17 protein-coding genes are annotated in these 16,832 nt (G+C 71.5%); 15 read left to right on the forward strand and 2 right to left on the reverse strand.

The annotated features are described in order from the left end of the window. Positions 1-4 precede the first annotated feature (4 nt). The 5 genes from dacB (at position 5) to G6N31_RS23955 (ending at position 6,242) form a co-directional block, all read left to right on the forward strand. Entirely contained in the window at positions 5-1,363 is a 1,359-nt protein-coding gene (gene dacB, locus G6N31_RS23935) for a D-alanyl-D-alanine carboxypeptidase/D-alanyl-D-alanine endopeptidase (RefSeq protein ID WP_098005043.1), read from the forward strand. Then, on the forward strand, positions 1,360-2,430 hold the full coding sequence (locus tag G6N31_RS23940; protein WP_098005054.1) for an Rv3626c family coenzyme F420 biosynthesis-associated protein: 1,071 nt from the start codon (positions 1,360-1,362) through the stop codon (positions 2,428-2,430). The genes dacB and G6N31_RS23940 overlap by 4 nt, the downstream gene beginning before the upstream one ends. Continuing rightward, positions 2,409-3,365, forward strand: a complete 957-nt coding sequence (tilS, locus tag G6N31_RS23945; protein WP_098005042.1) for a tRNA lysidine(34) synthetase TilS — start codon at positions 2,409-2,411, stop codon at positions 3,363-3,365. The genes G6N31_RS23940 and tilS overlap by 22 nt, the downstream gene beginning before the upstream one ends. 72 nt (positions 3,366-3,437) lie before the next feature. Beyond that, positions 3,438-4,004, forward strand: a complete 567-nt coding sequence (hpt, locus tag G6N31_RS23950) for a hypoxanthine phosphoribosyltransferase (protein ID WP_179964371.1) — start codon at positions 3,438-3,440, stop codon at positions 4,002-4,004. 18 nt (positions 4,005-4,022) lie between these two features. Then, a complete protein-coding gene (locus tag G6N31_RS23955) occupies positions 4,023-6,242 on the forward strand; it encodes a molybdopterin-dependent oxidoreductase (protein ID WP_098005040.1) in 2,220 nt (739 codons plus the stop codon). On the opposite strand, the gene G6N31_RS23960 is transcribed toward G6N31_RS23955, so the two are convergent. Further along, positions 6,239-6,967: an SIMPL domain-containing protein gene (locus G6N31_RS23960; RefSeq protein ID WP_098005039.1), complete on the reverse strand. Its 729-nt coding sequence runs from the start codon at positions 6,965-6,967 to the stop codon at positions 6,239-6,241. The two genes, G6N31_RS23955 and G6N31_RS23960, sit on opposite strands and share 4 nt — an antisense overlap. Before the next feature lie 41 nt (positions 6,968-7,008). After that, entirely contained in the window at positions 7,009-7,941 is a 933-nt protein-coding gene (locus G6N31_RS23965; protein ID WP_179964372.1) for an alpha/beta fold hydrolase, read from the reverse strand. A gap of 161 nt (positions 7,942-8,102) precedes the next feature. On the opposite strand from G6N31_RS23965, the gene ftsH reads away from it, so the two are divergent. The 10 genes from ftsH (at position 8,103) to panD (ending at position 16,832) form a co-directional block, all read left to right on the forward strand. Then, positions 8,103-10,454, forward strand: a complete 2,352-nt coding sequence (gene ftsH / locus G6N31_RS23970) for an ATP-dependent zinc metalloprotease FtsH (protein WP_098005037.1) — start codon at positions 8,103-8,105, stop codon at positions 10,452-10,454. A 28-nt stretch (positions 10,455-10,482) separates the two neighbouring features. Then, positions 10,483-11,091 (forward strand): GTP cyclohydrolase I FolE, encoded by a 609-nt coding sequence (folE, locus tag G6N31_RS23975; protein ID WP_098005053.1) that lies wholly within the window; start codon positions 10,483-10,485, stop codon positions 11,089-11,091. Between the two features lie 17 nt (positions 11,092-11,108). After that, positions 11,109-11,930: a dihydropteroate synthase gene (gene folP / locus G6N31_RS23980; RefSeq protein WP_098005052.1), complete on the forward strand. Its 822-nt coding sequence runs from the start codon at positions 11,109-11,111 to the stop codon at positions 11,928-11,930. After that, complete coding sequence (gene folB, locus G6N31_RS23985) at positions 11,923-12,309, forward strand: dihydroneopterin aldolase (protein ID WP_098005036.1); 387 nt, start codon at positions 11,923-11,925, stop codon at positions 12,307-12,309. The genes folP and folB overlap by 8 nt, the downstream gene beginning before the upstream one ends. After that, a complete protein-coding gene (gene folK / locus G6N31_RS23990) occupies positions 12,306-12,824 on the forward strand; it encodes a 2-amino-4-hydroxy-6-hydroxymethyldihydropteridine diphosphokinase (protein ID WP_098005035.1) in 519 nt (172 codons plus the stop codon). The genes folB and folK overlap by 4 nt, the downstream gene beginning before the upstream one ends. After that, complete coding sequence (locus G6N31_RS23995) at positions 12,824-13,300, forward strand: DUF3180 domain-containing protein (RefSeq protein WP_098005034.1); 477 nt, start codon at positions 12,824-12,826, stop codon at positions 13,298-13,300. Before folK ends, G6N31_RS23995 begins: the two co-directional genes overlap by 1 nt. 67 nt (positions 13,301-13,367) lie before the next feature. Continuing rightward, a complete protein-coding gene (locus tag G6N31_RS24000; RefSeq protein ID WP_098005033.1) occupies positions 13,368-14,459 on the forward strand; it encodes a DUF6779 domain-containing protein in 1,092 nt (363 codons plus the stop codon). Positions 14,460-14,536: 77 nt separating this feature from the next. Beyond that, entirely contained in the window at positions 14,537-15,484 is a 948-nt protein-coding gene (locus tag G6N31_RS24005; protein ID WP_098005032.1) for a Rossmann-like and DUF2520 domain-containing protein, read from the forward strand. After that, positions 15,481-16,425 (forward strand): pantoate--beta-alanine ligase, encoded by a 945-nt coding sequence (gene panC, locus G6N31_RS24010; RefSeq protein WP_098005031.1) that lies wholly within the window; start codon positions 15,481-15,483, stop codon positions 16,423-16,425. Before G6N31_RS24005 ends, panC begins: the two co-directional genes overlap by 4 nt. Beyond that, positions 16,425-16,832 carry an aspartate 1-decarboxylase gene (panD, locus tag G6N31_RS24015; protein WP_098005030.1) on the forward strand — a complete coding sequence of 136 codons (408 nt, stop codon included), beginning with the start codon at positions 16,425-16,427 and terminating at the stop codon, positions 16,830-16,832. Before panC ends, panD begins: the two co-directional genes overlap by 1 nt.

A 16,832-nucleotide genomic window follows, 5' to 3' on the forward strand; every position in this document is an offset into this window, starting at 1 on the left:
CTACATGCGGCCCACTCGGTGGCGACGATCCACCTACGTGCTCCTCGGCCTGGCAGTCGTGCTGCTGGTGGCCGTGGTCGGGGCGGCATCGGTGCTGGCCGCCCGCCAGTCCGGCGAGCAGATCGCCGCACCGCCCGCGCCTGCCCCGGCCTCGGCGCAGCCCGGCGTCACACCGGTGACCGACTCCGCGGCCAAGCCGACGCCGAACGGGCTGGCCGCCGCGCTGGCCCCGGTGCTGGCCGATCCGAACCTCGGACTGTTCACCGGAAGCATCACCGACGCGATGAGCGGTGAGCAGCTGTGGGAGCAGGGCGCGGGCATCCCGATGCAGCCGGCGTCGACGAACAAGGCGCTTACGGCCGCGGCCGCGCTGCTCGTCCTCGACCGCGAGGACCGGCTGACCACGCGGGTGGTGACGCCGTCGCCCGGGGTGGTGGTGCTCGTCGGCGGCGGCGACCAGACGCTGTCGGCCGTGCCGCGGGGCCAGGACACCTGGTACCGGGACGCGGCGCGCATCGTCGACCTTGCCGACCAGGTGCGCCGCAGCGGGGTCACCGTCAGAACCGTGGCGGTCGACGTCAGCGCCTACAGGGGCCCGTCGATGGCCGTCGGCTGGGATCCGCTCGACATCGACGGCGGCGACATCGCGCCGATCGAGTCCGTGATGCTCGACGGTGGCCGTACCCAGCCGGTCAGCGTCGAGTCCCGCCGGTCGGCGACCCCGGCGCTGGATGCCGGGAGGTCGTTGGCGACGGCGCTGCGGGTCGACCCGAAGACGGTGCGGGTGCTCCCGTCGGCTGCGCAGGGCCGCGAGATCGCGTCGGTGCAGTCGCCGCCGCTGATGCAGCGGCTGCGCGACATGATGAACTTCTCCGACAACGTGATGGCCGAGTCGATCGGCCGCGAGGTGGCCGCGGAGCTGGGCAAGCCGCAGAGCTTCGACGGCGCCGCCGACGCCGTGCTGACGACGCTGAAGAAAGCCGGCATCGACACCACAGGTGCGCGTCTGTTCGACTCCAGCGGGCTGTCGGTCGACGACCGGCTGACCGCCGCCACGCTCGACGAGGTGGTCACCGCGGCCGCCGGCACCGAGCACCCGGACCTGCGGCCGCTGGTCGACCTGCTGCCGATCGCCGGCGGCAGTGGCACGCTGTCCTACCGCTACCACGACACCGAGGCGGCCGGGTACCTGCGCGCCAAGACGGGTTCGTTGACCGGAACCAACTCGCTGGCCGGCATCGTCACCGACGCCGACGGCCGGGTGCTGACGTTCGCGTTGCTGTCCAACGACGCCGGACCGACCGGCCGCACCGCGCTGGACGCCTTCGCCGCGACCCTGCGGTCCTGCGGGTGTCGCACGTGAACCGTTCTGCCCGAGCGTCGTTCGCCGTCGGGCGCGCCGTGGACTGGGAGCTGGCCGCCACGCTGGGCGGCAAGCTGGCCCGGCCGGAGCCGCCGGCCACCGACTACACCCGGCGCCAGTCGGTCGAGCAACTCACCGACTCGGCCCGCGCGTCGGAGATCCCGGTACGCGAGGTCACCGGGCTGATAGAGGGCGGCGAGATCCCCGAGGCGCGAATCGTCAACCGCCCGCAGTGGATCCGGGCGGCGACGCACTCGATGAAGGTGATGACCGGCGGCGGTTCCGACGACGGCGGCGCCAAGCCCCGGATGATCACCGGCCGGATCGCCGGTGCGCAGACCGCCGCGGTGCTGGCGTTCGTGTCGTCGGGGATCCTGGGCCAGTACGACCCGTTCGCCCCGGGCGGGGGCGAACTGCTGCTGGTCTATCCCAACGTGATCGCCGTCGAGCGCCAGCTGCGCGTCGCGCCCGCGGATTTCCGGATGTGGGTCTGCCTGCACGAGGTCACCCACCGGGTGCAGTTCCGGGCCAACCCGTGGTTGGCCGAACACATGAAGAACGCGCTGGCGGTGCTCACCGAGGAGGCCACCGACGACCTGACCGAGGTGGTCTCCCGGCTGGCCGGCTATGTGCGGGACCGGCGCAGCGATCCGGTTGCCGCAGAGCCGGGTTCGACGGGCGGGGTGCTTGGCCTGCTGCGCGCCGTGCAGTCCGAGCCGCAGCGCGAGGCCCTCGACCGGCTACTGGTGTTGGGCACGCTGCTGGAGGGCCACGCCGAGCACGTGATGGACGCGGTCGGGCCGGCGGTGGTGCCGACGGTGGCCACCATCCGGGCCCGCTTCGACCAGCGCCGGCAACGCAAACAGTCTCCGCTGCAACGTGTTCTGCGCGCCCTGCTCGGCATCGACGCGAAGCTGAGCCAGTACACCCGCGGTAAGGCCTTCGTCGACGAGGTCGTCGGCAAGGTCGGCATGGACCGGTTCAACGTCGTGTGGACCGACGCGCAGACCCTGCCGCGCCCCGCCGAGATCGACGTGCCACAGCGATGGATCGACCGGGTGCTGTAGCGCAGGTGCGCGACGCCGTCGCGCGGTTCGCGCGCGATCACCGGCTCGACCCGGGTCCGTGGTGTGTCGCGTTGTCCGGTGGTGCGGATTCCCTGGCGCTGACGATCGCCGCGGCCGGGCTGCGCCCGACCACTGCGCTGATCGTCGACCACGGCCTGCAACCCGATTCCCGCGCAGTCGCCGCCGCCGCACGAGAACAGGCCATCGTCGCGGGATGCACTGCGGCGCAGGTGATCCCGGTGCAAGTGGAGGGTGCGGGTGGTCCGGAGGCGGCGGCCCGGACGGCCCGCTACCGCGCGCTCGAGCAGGCTCGCGACGGTCGGCCGGTGCTGCTCGCGCACACGCTCGACGACCAGGCCGAGACGGTTCTGCTCGGTCTGGGGCGCGGCTCGGGGGCCCGCTCGATCGCCGGCATGCGCCCACTGGACCCGCCGTGGTGCCGGCCGCTGCTGGGAGTGCGCCGCGCGCTCACCCGGGCCGCGTGCGCGCAGGCCGGCCTGACCCCGTGGCAGGACCCGCACAACAGGGACCCGCGCTACACCCGGGTCCGGCTGCGCACCGAGGTGCTGCCGCTGCTCGAAGACGTCCTTTCCGGCGGGGTCGCCGAGGCGCTCGCCCGCACCGCCACCGCGCTGCGCGAGGACAACGACGCGCTCGATGCGATGGCCGCCGCGGTCCTGTCCGGTCTCGGCGAAGAGCCCGACGTCGCAGCGCTGACCGAGCTGCCCGACGCGGTCCGGCGCCGCGTGTTGCGGGGATGGCTGCTCGCCCACGGCGCCTGCGGGCTGACCGACACCCACCTGCGCGCGGTCGACGCGCTGGTCACCGCATGGCGCGGCCAGGGCGCGGTGGCGGTACCCAGCACCGGCCGCCGGGTGCGCCTGTTCGCGGGCCGCCGGGGTGGCTGCTTACGGCTGTACAGCGAGCCGGTCTGAGCGGCCGCCACCCGCCCGGGCGCGCCGCCCCGCCCCGGCTACGCTGTGGACGTGCCTGCGCCTGCTGACCAGATGTATCCGGGGGACATCAAGTCGGTGTTGCTGTCGGAGGAGCAGATTCGCGCCAAGACCGCCGAACTCGCCGCGCAGATCGCCGACCACTACCGCGACGCGACATCCGACCCCGGCGGCCAGGATCTGCTGCTGATCACGGTGCTCAAAGGCGCGGTCATGTTCGTCACCGACCTGGCGCGCGCGATTCCGCTGCCCACCCAACTGGAGTTCATGGCGGTCAGCTCCTACGGATCCTCGACATCGTCGTCGGGGGTGGTGCGCATCCTCAAAGACCTCGACCGCGACATCAACGACCGCGACGTGCTGATCGTGGAGGACATCGTCGACTCCGGGCTGACGCTGTCCTGGCTGCTGCGCAACCTCGCGACCCGCAATCCGCGGTCGCTGCGGGTCTGCACGCTGTTGCGCAAACCCGACGCGGTGCGCGCCGACGTCGACATCACCTACGTCGGCTTCGACATCCCCAACGAGTTCGTGGTCGGCTACGGCCTGGACTACGCCGAGCGCTATCGGGACCTGCCGTTCATCGGCACCCTCGAACCCAGGGTGTACGAAGCCGGCTGACGAGCGCAGAATGCGGTCATGACCGACACGGCGCTGAGGATCTGCCCACTCTGCGAGGCCACCTGCGGGTTGACGCTGACGCTGGCGGACGGCCGCGTCACCGGCGCCCGCGGTGATCGTGACGACGTGTTCAGCGCCGGCTTCATCTGCCCCAAGGGGGCCAGCTTCGCCGAACTCGACAACGACCCCGACCGGTTGGCCACCCCGCTGGTGCGGCGCGACGGCGTCCTGACCGAGGCCACCTGGGACGAGGCGTTCGCCGCGGTCGCCGACGGCCTCGGCGGTGTCCTCGCCCAGCACGGCGGTGGCGCGGTCGGCGTCTACCTCGGTAATCCCAACGCGCACACCGTCGCGGGCGGGCTCTACACCCCGCTGGTGGTGCGCGCGCTGGGCACCCGGCAGGTGTTCTCGGCCAGCACGCTCGATCAGATGCCCAAGCACGTGGCGCTGGGCCTGATGTTCGGCAGCCCCGTCGCGTTCACCGTTCCCGACCTGGACCGCACCGACTACCTGGTGGTGATCGGGGCCAATCCGCTGGTCTCCAACGGCAGTGTGACCACCGCCCCCGACTTCCCCGGCAAGCTGCGCGCGCTGCGCAAGCGGGGCGGCCGGCTGGTCGTCATCGATCCGGCCCGCACCCGCACCGCCGAGATCGCCGATCGGCACCTGGCCCCGCGCCCCGGCACCGACGCGGCGCTGTTGCTGGGGGTGGTGCACGCACTGTTCGACGAAGCCCTCGTCGACCTCGGACCGGTGGCCGAGCACGTCGACGGTCTCGAGCAGGTGCGGGCGCTGGCCGACGACTTCGCCCCCGAGGTCGTCGCCGACCACTGCGGCGTGGCCGCGTCGGAGATCCGGGTGCTGGCCCGCGAGCTCGCCGCGGCGCCGTCGGCCGCGGTCTACGGCCGCATCGGCACCTCCACCGTCGAGTTCGGCACGCTGGGCAGCTGGCTCGTCGACGTCGTCAACATCCTCACCGGAAATCTGGACCGGCCCGGCGGGGTGATGTTCCCGCTGGCGCCCACCGCCCCGGCGCCGCGGCCGCCCAAGCCCGGCCGCGGGTTCCGCACCGGTCGGTGGCACAGCCGCGTGTCCGGGTATCCCGAGGCGCTGTCCGAACTGCCGGCGGCTGCGCTGGCCGAGGAGATCGAGACCCCCGGCGAGGGGCAGATCAAGGCGATCGTCACGATCGCCGGCAATCCGGTGCTGTCCGCGCCCGACGGCGACCGCCTCGACCGGGCGCTCGCGAGTGTGGATTTCATGCTCAGCGTCGACCCCTACCTCAACGAGACGACCCGGCACGCCGACGTCATCCTGCCGCCGCCCCCGCCGTCGGCGAGCCCGCATTTCGATCTGGCGCTCAACGCGCTCGCGGTGCGCAACAACGCGCGCTACTCGCCGCCGGTGCTGCCCCGCGCCGACCGGCCCGACGAGGCCGAGATCCTGGCGCGCATCGTGCTGATCCTGTCCGGCGTCGGGGCTGACGGCGATCCGGCTCTGGTCGACGATCAGGTCATCGCGGCGACGCTGGCCAAGGAGACCGCCGACCCGGACTCACCGGTGGCCGGGCGGGACGTCGACGAACTGACCGCGATGCTGGCCGAGGGCCCCGGCTACGAGCGGCGACTCGACCTGATGCTCCGGTTGGGTGCCTACGGCGACGCGTTCGGCGCCCGGCCCGACGGGTTGACGCTGGCCGCGCTGAAGGCCGCACCGCACGGCATCGACCTCGGGCCGTTGCGGCCGCGGCTGGCCGAGGTGCTCCGAACCCCTTCGGGCCGAATCGAACTCGCCCCCGACCAGCTGGTGGCCGACACCGCGCGGCTCCGTGAGGCGGTGACGTCGACACCGGCCGCGATGGTGCTGATCGGCCGGCGCCATCTGCGCTCGAACAACAGCTGGATGCACAACCTGCCGGCGCTGGCCGGCGGCACCAACCGGTGCACCCTGCGGATCCATCCCGACGACGCGGCCGAGATCGGCGTCACCGACACCGCCCGGGTGAAGGGGCCCGGGGGCGAGCTGGTGGTTCCGGTGGAACTCGACGACGGGATGCGCCGCGGCGTCACCTCCCTGCCGCACGGCTGGGGACACGACCGTGCCGGCACAGGTCAGCAGGTGGCCGCCGCCGAGCCGGGCGTCAACGTCAACCAACTCAACGACGGGACGACGCTCGATCCACTGTCGGGCACCGCGGTGCTCAACGGCATCCCGGTGCTCGTCGAGCCCGTCGGTTAGGCCAGCTCCCAGACGACCGTCACCGTGAAGCCGACGGTCTGCTGGCCCGGTTCCAGCGGCACGGCGGCTTCCAGCGCCCGCGGGGACGCGGGCATCGGCACCGGCGGCGTCGGCCCGGCCGACTCGGAGATCGAGATGACCTTGCCCAGATCCAGGCCGGACAGCTGCGCATATTGGTTGGCGCGGTCCTTCGCGTCCTCGAACGCCCTGGCTCGCGCATCACGCACCAGCTGGGAGTCGTCCTCGATGGAGTAGCTGATCGAGTTGACCCGCGCCGCGTTGCCGCCGGTGCTGACCACCAGCGAGATCGCGTCGGAGGCCCGGGTCAGGTCGCGGATCTTGACGTCGAGCGAGTTGGTGGCCCGGTAGGCGGTGATGGTGTTGTCCTGCGGCCCGAACTGCGGCTGCAGGCTGGCCTCGGTGGTGGACAGATCCCGGCGGTCGATGCCGAGCTCGACCAGCGCGTCGATCACCTGCTGTTGCAGTTCGTTGGTCTCGTTCATCGCGGTCGTCGCGTCCGGCGCCAACGACTCCATCGATGCGTTGACCGTCAGGGTGTCCGGGGTGCCCTCGACCTGTCCCTCGCCGACCACGGTGACCTGCCGGGTGTCCGAACTGGGCTCCAGTGTCGGTCCGGACTGCGCGTCACACGCCGTGAGTCCCGCGACCAGCAGACCGCTGGCGGCGGCGAGGGTGACTTTCCTGGCGGTGGCTGTGATCGGCATGCCAGGCACAGTAGTGGGTGGCCGGCGCACCTGGCGTGGGGTCAGGGCAGGCCCGCGAGGAACTCCGTCAGCAGGCGCGTCACCTCGTCGGGCCGTTCCTCGGGCAGCCAGTGGCCGGCGCCGTCGATCATCACCTCGCGGTAGTCGCCGGTGACGACCTCACGCGCCCGGTGCCGCGGCGTGTAGGCCAGGGTCGGGTCGGCGGTGCCGCCGATGAACAGCGCGGGGACGTCGACGGTCGGCGCGGGCGGGTCGGCCGTCAACTCCCAGCTGCGGTCGAAGCAGCGGTACCAGTTCAGCGGTGCGGTGAACCCGCTGCGGGTGAACTCGTCGACATAGACCGCGAAGTCGCGTTCCGACAGCCAGGGCGGCACCCGGCCCGGGTCGGGGAGGCGGTCGAGGAAGCCTGCGGCAGCGCCGGTGGCGTCACTGACGGCGCTGGGGCCCATCGCGAAGATCTTGCGGAACGTCGTGGCCGGGTCGCGGGCCAGCTCGGCGTCGGCGGGGCCGGGTTCCTGGAAGTACAGGATGTAGAAGAAGCGGTCCCCGACGATGCGGCGGAAGGCCTGGGTGGTGGGGACCCTGGGCCTGGGCACCGGGGGCAGGCTCAGCCCGGCGACCGCGCGGAAGCGCTGCGGCGCCAGCAGGGGCGCCGTCCAGGCGACCACGGCGCCGAAATCGTGGCCCACCAGCACCGCCTGGTCGGCGCCACCGCCGACCTCCGAGTCGAGAAGCCCGACCACGTCGGCGGTCAACTCGTCGACGGAGTAGGCCTCGACCGCCTCGGGCGCCTCCGAGCCGCCGTACCCGCGTTGGTCGGGGGCCAGCACGTGATAGCCCGCGGCGGCCAGCGCGTCGATCTGGTGTCGCCACGTGAACGCGAGCTGCGGGAAGCCGTGGCAGAGCACCACCAGCGGAGCGCCCCGCTGCCCGGCCTCGGCCACGCGCAGCCACACCCCGTTCGTCTGCACCATCTGCGTGCGCACCTGCCCACTCAACCAGGAACAGGTGAACGTCCGGGAACTGCCAATCGTTGGTCTAGCGGTAGCCTTGACTATTCCAGCTGCGCATCTCGGAAGGATTTTGTTGGCGGGTCCGCTCGCCGGCTGTACACATCGATGAACCGCACCCGCTCATGAACCGAAAAAATGTGATCCGCACACTCACGGTGATCGCCGTGGTGTTGTTGCTCGGTTGGTCGTTCTTCTACTTCAGCGACGACACCCGCGGATACAAGCCCGTCGACACGTCCGTCGCGGTGGCCCAGATCGCCGGCGACAACGTCGACAAGGCGCAGCTCGACGACCGCGAACAACAGCTTCGGCTGGAGCTGAAGAACGAGGTCGAGGGCAGCAAGCAGATCATCACCAAGTACCCGACCGGGTACGGCGTGCCGCTGTTCGAGCAGCTGCAGAGCAAGAACGCCAAGATCAACACGGTGGTCAACCAGAGCAGCATGCTCGGCACGCTGCTGATCTACATGCTCCCGTTGCTGTTGCTGGTCGCGCTGTTCGTGATGTTCTCCCGCATGCAGACCGGCGGCCGGATGGGCTTCGGCTTCGGCAAGTCCAAGGCCAAGCAGCTTTCCAAGGACATGCCCAAGACCACGTTCGCCGACGTCGCCGGCGTCGACGAGGCGGTCGAGGAGCTCTACGAGATCAAGGACTTCCTGCAGAACCCGTCGCGGTATCAGGCGCTGGGCGCCAAGATCCCGCGCGGCGTGCTGCTCTACGGTCCGCCCGGCACCGGTAAGACGCTGCTGGCCCGCGCCGTGGCGGGGGAAGCCGGCGTCCCGTTCTTCACCATCTCGGGCTCGGATTTCGTCGAGATGTTCGTCGGGGTCGGCGCCTCCCGCGTGCGCGACATGTTCGAACAGGCCAAGCAGAACAGCCCGTGCATCATCTTCGTCGACGAGATCGACGCGGTCGGTCGCCAGCGTGGTGCGGGTATGGGCGGCGGCCACGACGAACGCGAACAGACGCTGAACCAGCTGCTGGTGGAGATGGACGGCTTCGGCGACCGCCAGGGCGTCATCCTCATCGCGGCCACCAACCGGCCCGACATCCTCGACCCGGCCCTGCTGCGGCCCGGCCGCTTCGACCGCCAGATCCCGGTCACCAGCCCCGACCTGGCCGGCCGCAAGTCCGTGCTGCGGGTGCACTCGCAGGGCAAGCCGATGGCTCCCGATGCCGACCTCGACGGGCTGGCCAAGCGCACCGTCGGGATGTCGGGCGCCGACCTGGCCAACGTGATCAACGAGGCCGCGCTGCTGACGGCCCGGGAGAACGGCACCGTGATCACCGGCGCCGCGCTCGAGGAAGCCGTCGACCGCGTCGTCGGCGGTCCGCGCCGCAAGAGCCGGATCATCAGCGAACAGGAGAAGAAGATCACGGCCTACCACGAGGGTGGGCACACCCTCGCGGCGTGGGCGATGCCCGACATCGAGCCGATCTACAAGGTGACGATCCTGGCCCGCGGCCGCACCGGCGGCCACGCCGTGGCCGTCCCCGAAGACGACAAGGGCCTGATGACCCGGTCGGAGATGATCGCCCGGCTGGTCTTCGCGATGGGCGGCCGCGCCGCCGAGGAACTGGTGTTCCGTGAGCCCACCACCGGCGCGGTGTCCGACATCGAGCAGGCCACCAAGATCGCCCGCGCCATGGTCACCGAGTACGGCATGAGTTCCAAGCTGGGTGCGGTGCGCTACGGCACCGAGCACGGTGATCCGTTCCTAGGTCGCACGATGGGCACCCAGGCCGACTACAGCCACGAGGTCGCCCGCGACATCGACGACGAGATCCGCAAGCTCATCGAGGCCGCCCACACCGAGGCGTGGGAGATCCTCACCGAGTACCGCGACGTGCTCGACACGCTGGCCGGGCAGCTGCTCGAGAAGGAGACGCTGCACCGCAACGAGCTCGAGGCGATCTTCTCCGACGTGAAGAAGCGCCCACGACTGACCATGTTCGACGACTTCGGCGGGCGGATCCCGTCGGACAAGCCGCCGATCAAGACGCCGGGCGAGTTGGCCATCGAACGCGGCGAGCCGTGGCCCAAACCCGTGCCCGAACCGGCCTTCAAGACCGCCATCGCGCAAGCCTCCAAAGCCGCTGCCGAATCGGGCAACAACGGTGCCAACGGTGCCAGTGGTGCCCACGGCGCCAACGGCGCTCCCAACGGTCCGACCCAGCCCGACTACGGCGCCCCCGCGGGCTGGCACGCGCCGGGCTGGCCGCCGCCACCCCAACAGCAGCAGCCCCAGCGACCGCAGCCCCAGCATCAGGGGCCGCCGCAGCATCAGCAGCCCCAGCACCAGCAGCCGCAGGGCTATTGGTATCCGCCGTCGGGCTGGCAGGGTGCGCCGGCGCCGCACTACCCGCCCTACCAGCAGCCCCCGCAGCAGAGCGGCCAGCAGGACCAGGGCAACGAGAACGGGCGCGACCACGGACGTCACGAAGGCCGTAACGACGCGCCCCGCCGGGACTAGACCGGCCGACAACCGAATGGAGACATCGATGACGCGGTCGCACAACAACTCGGCCACGATCACCCTCGCCACATTCGACCAGGCCCGCGCGGAGGCAGCTGTTCGCGAGCTGCTGATCGCCGTCGGCGAAGACCCCGACCGGGAGGGTCTGGTCGACACGCCGGCCCGGGTGGCCCGCGCCTACCGGGAGATCTTCGCCGGGCTCTACACCGACCCCGACGACGTCCTCAAGACCATGTTCGACGAGCAGCACGATGAGCTCGTGCTGGTCAAGGACATCCCGATGTACTCGACCTGCGAACATCACCTGGTGTCGTTCCACGGGGTGGCGCATGTCGGCTACATCCCCGGCGAGGACGGCCGGGTCACCGGGCTGTCGAAGCTGGCCCGGGTGGTCGATCTGTACGCCAAGCGGCCGCAGGTGCAGGAGCGGCTGACCGCGCAGGTGGCCGACGCGCTGATGCGCAGGCTCGACCCGCGCGGCGTCATCGTGGTCATCGAGGCCGAGCACCTGTGCATGGCGATGCGCGGCATCCGGAAGCCCGGGGCGGTCACGACGACCTCGGCGGTGCGCGGACAGTTCAAGACCGACAAGGCATCTCGCGCCGAAGCTCTGGACCTGATCCTTCGCAAGTGAGTCCAGCTGTGCAGGTGATGGGCGTGGTCAACGTCACCGACGACTCCTTCTCCGACGGCGGTCTGTTCCTCGACCGCGATCGCGCGATCGAGCACGGCGTCGGGCTCGCGGCCGCGGGCGCGGCGATCGTCGACGTCGGCGGTGAGTCCACCCGCCCCGGCGCGGTGCGCGTCGACCCCGACATCGAGACCGCGCGGGTGCTGCCCGTGATCAGAGAACTCGCCCAGCAATCGATCACGGTCAGCATCGACACCATGCACGCGAAGGTGGCCGCCGCGGCCGTGGCGCACGGCGCGTCGATCGTCAACGACGTGTCCGGGGGCCGGGCCGACCCGGACATGGTCCGGGTGGTCGCCGAGGCCGGGGTGCCGTGGGTGTTGATGCACTGGCGGTCGGTGGGGCAGGACCGGCCCCACGAGGTACCCGACTACGGCGACGTGGTCACCGAGGTGCGTGACGAACTGCTCTCGGGGGTGGACGCCGCCGTCACCGCCGGGGTGGACCCGGCCAAGCTGATCATCGATCCGGGCCTCGGGTTCGCCAAGACCGCAGCGCACAACTGGGCGCTGCTGGCGGCGCTGCCCGATTTCGTCGCGACCGGTATCCCGGTGCTGGTGGGGGCTTCGCGCAAACGGTTCCTCGGCACGCTGCTCGCCGGCCCCGACGGGCGGCCCCGCCCGCCGGACGGGCGCGAAACCGCCACCGCGGTGATCTCGGCGCTGGCCGGCTGGCACGGCGCCTGGGGCGTGCGGGTGCACGACGTCGCGGCCTCGGTCGACGCGCTCGCGGTGGTCTCGGCCTGGCAGGACGCGGCGCACGGGAAGGGGTCACGTGACTGACCGGATCGAGTTGCGCGGCCTGCGGGTCCGCGGCTTCCACGGCGTGTACGACCACGAGCGGCGCGAGGGCCAGGACTTCGTCGTCGACATCACGGTCTGGATGGACCTCGACGTCGCGGCCGCCAGCGATGACCTGGCCGACACCCTCGATTACGGTGCGCTGGCGCAGCGGGCCGCCGACGTGGTGGCCGGGCCGCCGCGTCAGCTGATCGAGACGGTGGCCGCGGAGATCGCCGACGGCGTGCTGGCCGACGAGCGGGTGCACGCCACCGAAGTGGTGGTGCACAAGCCGACGGCCCCGATCCCGCTGGAGTTCGCCGACGTGGCGGTGGTGGCCCGCCGGTCGCGCCGCGGCGGGCAAGGGGCGCCACCGGCTTGACCACCACAGTGCTTTCCATCGGGTCCAACCTCGGGGACCGATCGGCTCACCTGCAGTCGGTGCTCGACGCGCTCGGCGCCGCGGTGCGCGCGGTGTCCCCGGTCTACGAGACCGCGGCCTGGGGCGGGGTCGAACAGGGCCCGTTCCTCAACGCGGTGGTAGTGGCCGATGACCCCGCCCGCGACGCGCACGCCTGGTTGGCGCGCGCACACGAGATCGAGGACGCGGCCCGGCGGGTGCGTACCCAGCACTGGGGTCCGCGCACGCTCGACGTCGACCTGGTCCAGGTCCGCACCGACGACGGCGAGGTGACGGTCGACGACGACGTGCTGACGCTTCCGCACCGGCACGCGCACCAGCGCGCGTTCGTTCTGGTGCCGTGGCTGGCCGTGGAGCCCGACGCGACGCTGACGCAGACCGGTTCCCGCGTCGCGGTGGCGACGCTGCTCGCCGGCCTGAAGCCGGCCGAGCGGGCGGGCGTGCGGGAAACGGATCTGCAGCTGGTGGTCCGCTGATGGGGCCGACCCGGGTGCGTGACCTGGCCGCGGCTGTCGCCGTGACCACGGTGCTCGGCTACCTGCTGGTGCGCATCGTCTACCGGTGGTTCCCGCCGATCACGGTCTGGACCGGGGTGTCGCTGCTGGGTGTCGCGGTGGCCGTCGCCGGGTGGGGCTTCTACGTGCGCGCCCGAATCCGCGACGGCGACATCGGGGTCGGGGTGAACAGGCTGCACCCGCTGGCGGTGGCGCGCTCGGTCGTCATCGCCAAGGCCTGCGCGTGGATGGGTGGCGTGGTGCTGGGCTGGTGGCTCGGGGTGGCGGTCTACCTGGTGCCGCGACGTAGCGAACTGCGCGTGGCCGCGCAGGATTTCCCCGGCGTCGCGGTGGCCGCGCTGTGCGCGCTGGCACTGGTGATCGCGGGGTTGTGGCTGCAGCATTGCTGCAAGTCGCCAGACGACGCGTCCGCCGACGCCGAGCCGGCCCCGGATTGATCATGTGCCGGTCGAATCGCCGTGACGGTCGACACGCCAGACGACCAGTCGCAGGTACAGTCGCCCCATGATGGATCCGACCCGCGGCGCCCGGCTTCGGCGCAGCGGTCGAAGGCCGGGTTGGATCTTGCTGACGGTGTTGCTGGTGCTGGCGATCGGCGCCAGCTCGGCGCTGGTGTTCACCAACCGCGTCGAGCTGCTCAAGCTCGCCGTGATCCTGGCGCTGTGGGCCGCGGTCGTCGCCGCGTTCGTGTCGGTGATCTACCGCCGCCAGTCCGACAGCGACCAGGCCAAGGTCCGCGACCTGAAGTTGGTCTACGACCTGCAGCTGGAGCGGGAGATCTCGGCGCGCCGCGAATACGAGCTGACCGTGGAGGCCCATCTGCGCCGCGAACTCGCCGCAGAACTGCGGGAGCAGTCCGCCGATGAGGTCGGGGCGCTGCGCGCCGAACTGGCCGCGCTGCGGGCCAACCTCGAGTACCTGTTCGACACCGACCTGTCGCACCGCCACGCGATCGAGGACCGCAGCCGGCCGGCGCTGGGGGAATGGGCTTCGGGTGCCGAGGCCGCCGGCCGGGTCAGCAGCAGCCGCGTCGACACCGCCGAGGAGGTCGGCGTGGGCGCCGGCTATGCCGACGCCCACGCCCCGGACACGGTCGAGAGCCCGATCATCGACGTGCCCGCGGTGCCGCATCCGGAGGAAGCGCCCGCCGCGGAACCGTCGGGTGCGCACCGGCGCGCCGGCGAGGACGCCCCGCGTCGCCATCACCGCGACGAGGCCCCGGCCGCGGCCGCGCACTGGGCACCCCCGACACCGGCTCCGCCGCACGCCCCCGAGCCGCAGATGCCGTGGCTGCCGCCGCAACAGCAGCCCGCACCGGCCTCTCCGCCGCCTCCGCCGCAGCAGCAGCCGGTGATGCCGCCACCGGCGCAACCGCAGAGCGAGTACGTCGGCCGTCGCCGGCGCGACGACGCCCCACCGGTCGGCAGGCACTACGCCGCGCCCGAACCGGAGCCCGAGCCGGAGCCGCCGCCGGCCCCGCCCGAGGACGACGAGGGCGGCGGCGCGCACACCGGCGGCCAGTCGGTGGCCGAACTCCTGGCCCGGCTGCAGGCGTCGCCGGCGCCGGGCGGGCGGCGCAGGCGCCGCGACGAGTGAGCTAGGCTTTCATCGACCGTCCGGTACCCGATCGTCGGGACTGGAACGAACCGAATGAATCTGCGAGGTCGTCTGCGATGGTGCAGCCCCCCGCCGGCGGGAAGCTTCCGCATGACGGGCTACGTCCCGCCCGCCTCACGATCGGAGTGATCTCCGCGGGCCGTGTCGGCACGGCCCTCGGGGCAGCGCTGGAGCGCTCCGACCACGTCGTCGCGGCCTGCAGCGCGGTGTCCGCGGCGTCGCGCCGGCGTGCGCAGCGCTGGCTCCCCGACACCGCGGTGCTGCCCGTCGACGAAGTCCCGGCGCGCGCCGAACTGCTGCTGCTGGCCGTTCCGGACGCCGAACTCCCGGCGCTGGTGCGCGGTCTGGCCGCTACCTCGGTGGTGCGGCCGAACACGATCGTCGCGCACACGTCGGGTGCCAACGGCATCGCGGTGCTGGAGCCGCTGACCGAACAGGGAGCTCTGCCGCTGGCGATCCATCCCGCGATGACCTTCGCCGGCACCGATGAAGACGTCGACCGCTTGCGCGGAACCTGTTTCGGGATCACCGCCGCCGACGAGATCGGTTACGCGATTGCGCAATCGCTGGTCCTCGAGATCGGCGGCGAACCCTTTCGGGTCCGCGAGGACGCCCGCACGCTCTACCACGCCGCACTGGCACATGCATCCAACCATCTCGTCACGCTGGTGCTCGACGCGGCCGAAGCGCTGCGTGGCGCATTGTGGGGCCAGGAGTTGCTGGGGCAGCAGCCCATCGACGACACCCCCGGTGGCGTCGCCGAGCGGATCATCGGCCCGTTGGCACGCGCGTCACTGGAGAACGCGCTGCAGCGCGGCCAGGCCGCATTGACCGGGCCGGTCGCGCGCGGCGACGCCGCCGCGGTGGCCGGTCACCTGCAGGCACTGGCCGAGGTGGATCCCGATGTGGCACAGGCCTACCGGACCAACGCCCGCCGCACCGCACAGCGGGCGGACGCACCGCAGGAAGTTCTCGACGCGCTCGCGGAAGCAGGACAGGGATGATCGCCGGACCGACGCCGAAGTTCACGGCCGACCAGCTCAACGTCTACACCCGGCCCTCCGATGTGTCCGCGGTGACCAGGGCGCTGCGGACCACCGGACGCCGAATCGTGTTGGTGCCCACCATGGGTGCGCTGCACGACGGACATCTGAGTTTGATCCGCGCGGCCAAGCGGGTGCAGGGCGCGATGGTGGTGGTGTCGATCTTCGTCAACCCGCTGCAGTTCGCCGAAGGTGAAGACCTCGACGCCTACCCCCGTACGCTGGACGACGACCTCGCGGCATTGCGCGCCGAGGGCGTGCAGATCGTGTTCACCCCGACCGAACACGACATGTACCCGGCCGGCAAGCGTACCGGCGTGGTACCCGGACCGTTGGGTGCCGAGCTCGAAGGAGACTCCCGGCCAACGCACTTCGCCGGGGTGCTGACCGTGGTGCTCAAGCTGTTCAACGTGGTGGCACCGGACCGCGCCTACTTCGGCGAGAAGGACTACCAGCAGCTCACGCTGATCCGGCAGATGGTCACCGACCTGGATCTGAGGATCGGCGTCGTCGGTGTCCCGATCGTCCGGGAGCCCGACGGTCTGGCCATGTCGTCGCGCAACCGCTACCTCGACCCGGTACAGCGGGAGCAGGCTGGGGCGTTGTCGGCGGCGCTGCTGGCCGGGATGTACGCCGCCAGTGGGGGAGTGACGGCCGCCCTCGACGCCGCTCGCGCCGTACTCGACGAGGTGCCCGACCTCGAGCTCGACTACCTGGAAGTGCGAGACCCGATGCTCGGTCCCGCGCCGGCCGAAGGTCCCGCGCGGATGCTGGTCGCGGCACGGCTGGGTTCCACCCGGCTGTTGGACAACATCGCCGTCGACATCGGCGCAAGCGCCGGTATCGACGGCCACCCCCGCAGCTCGACCGAACAGAGTCACGAATTGCCCTGGAGGAACTGATGTTTCGAACCATGCTGAAATCCAAGATTCATCGCGCCACGGTGACGCAGGCCGACCTGCACTACGTCGGGTCGGTGACTGTGGACGCCGACCTGATGGATGCCGCCGATCTCATCGAGGGTGAGCAGGTCACGATCGTCGACGTCGACAACGGCGCCCGGTTGGTCACCTATGTGATCACCGGTGAGCGGGGCAGCGGGGTCATCGGGATCAACGGGGCTGCAGCGCATCTGGTGCATCCCGGTGATCTGGTGATCCTGATCGCCTACGGCACCATGGAGGACGCGGAGGCCAGGACCTACCGGCCGCGGGTGGTCTTCGTCGACGCCGAGAACCGTCCGATCGACCTGGGCGACGACCCGGCCGGCGTCCCCGCGGACGCGTCCGGGCTGTTGTCGCCGAGGTGA

The organism is Mycolicibacterium duvalii, from assembly GCF_010726645.1.
In the GTDB taxonomy this organism is placed as follows: domain Bacteria; phylum Actinomycetota; class Actinomycetes; order Mycobacteriales; family Mycobacteriaceae; genus Mycobacterium; species Mycobacterium duvalii.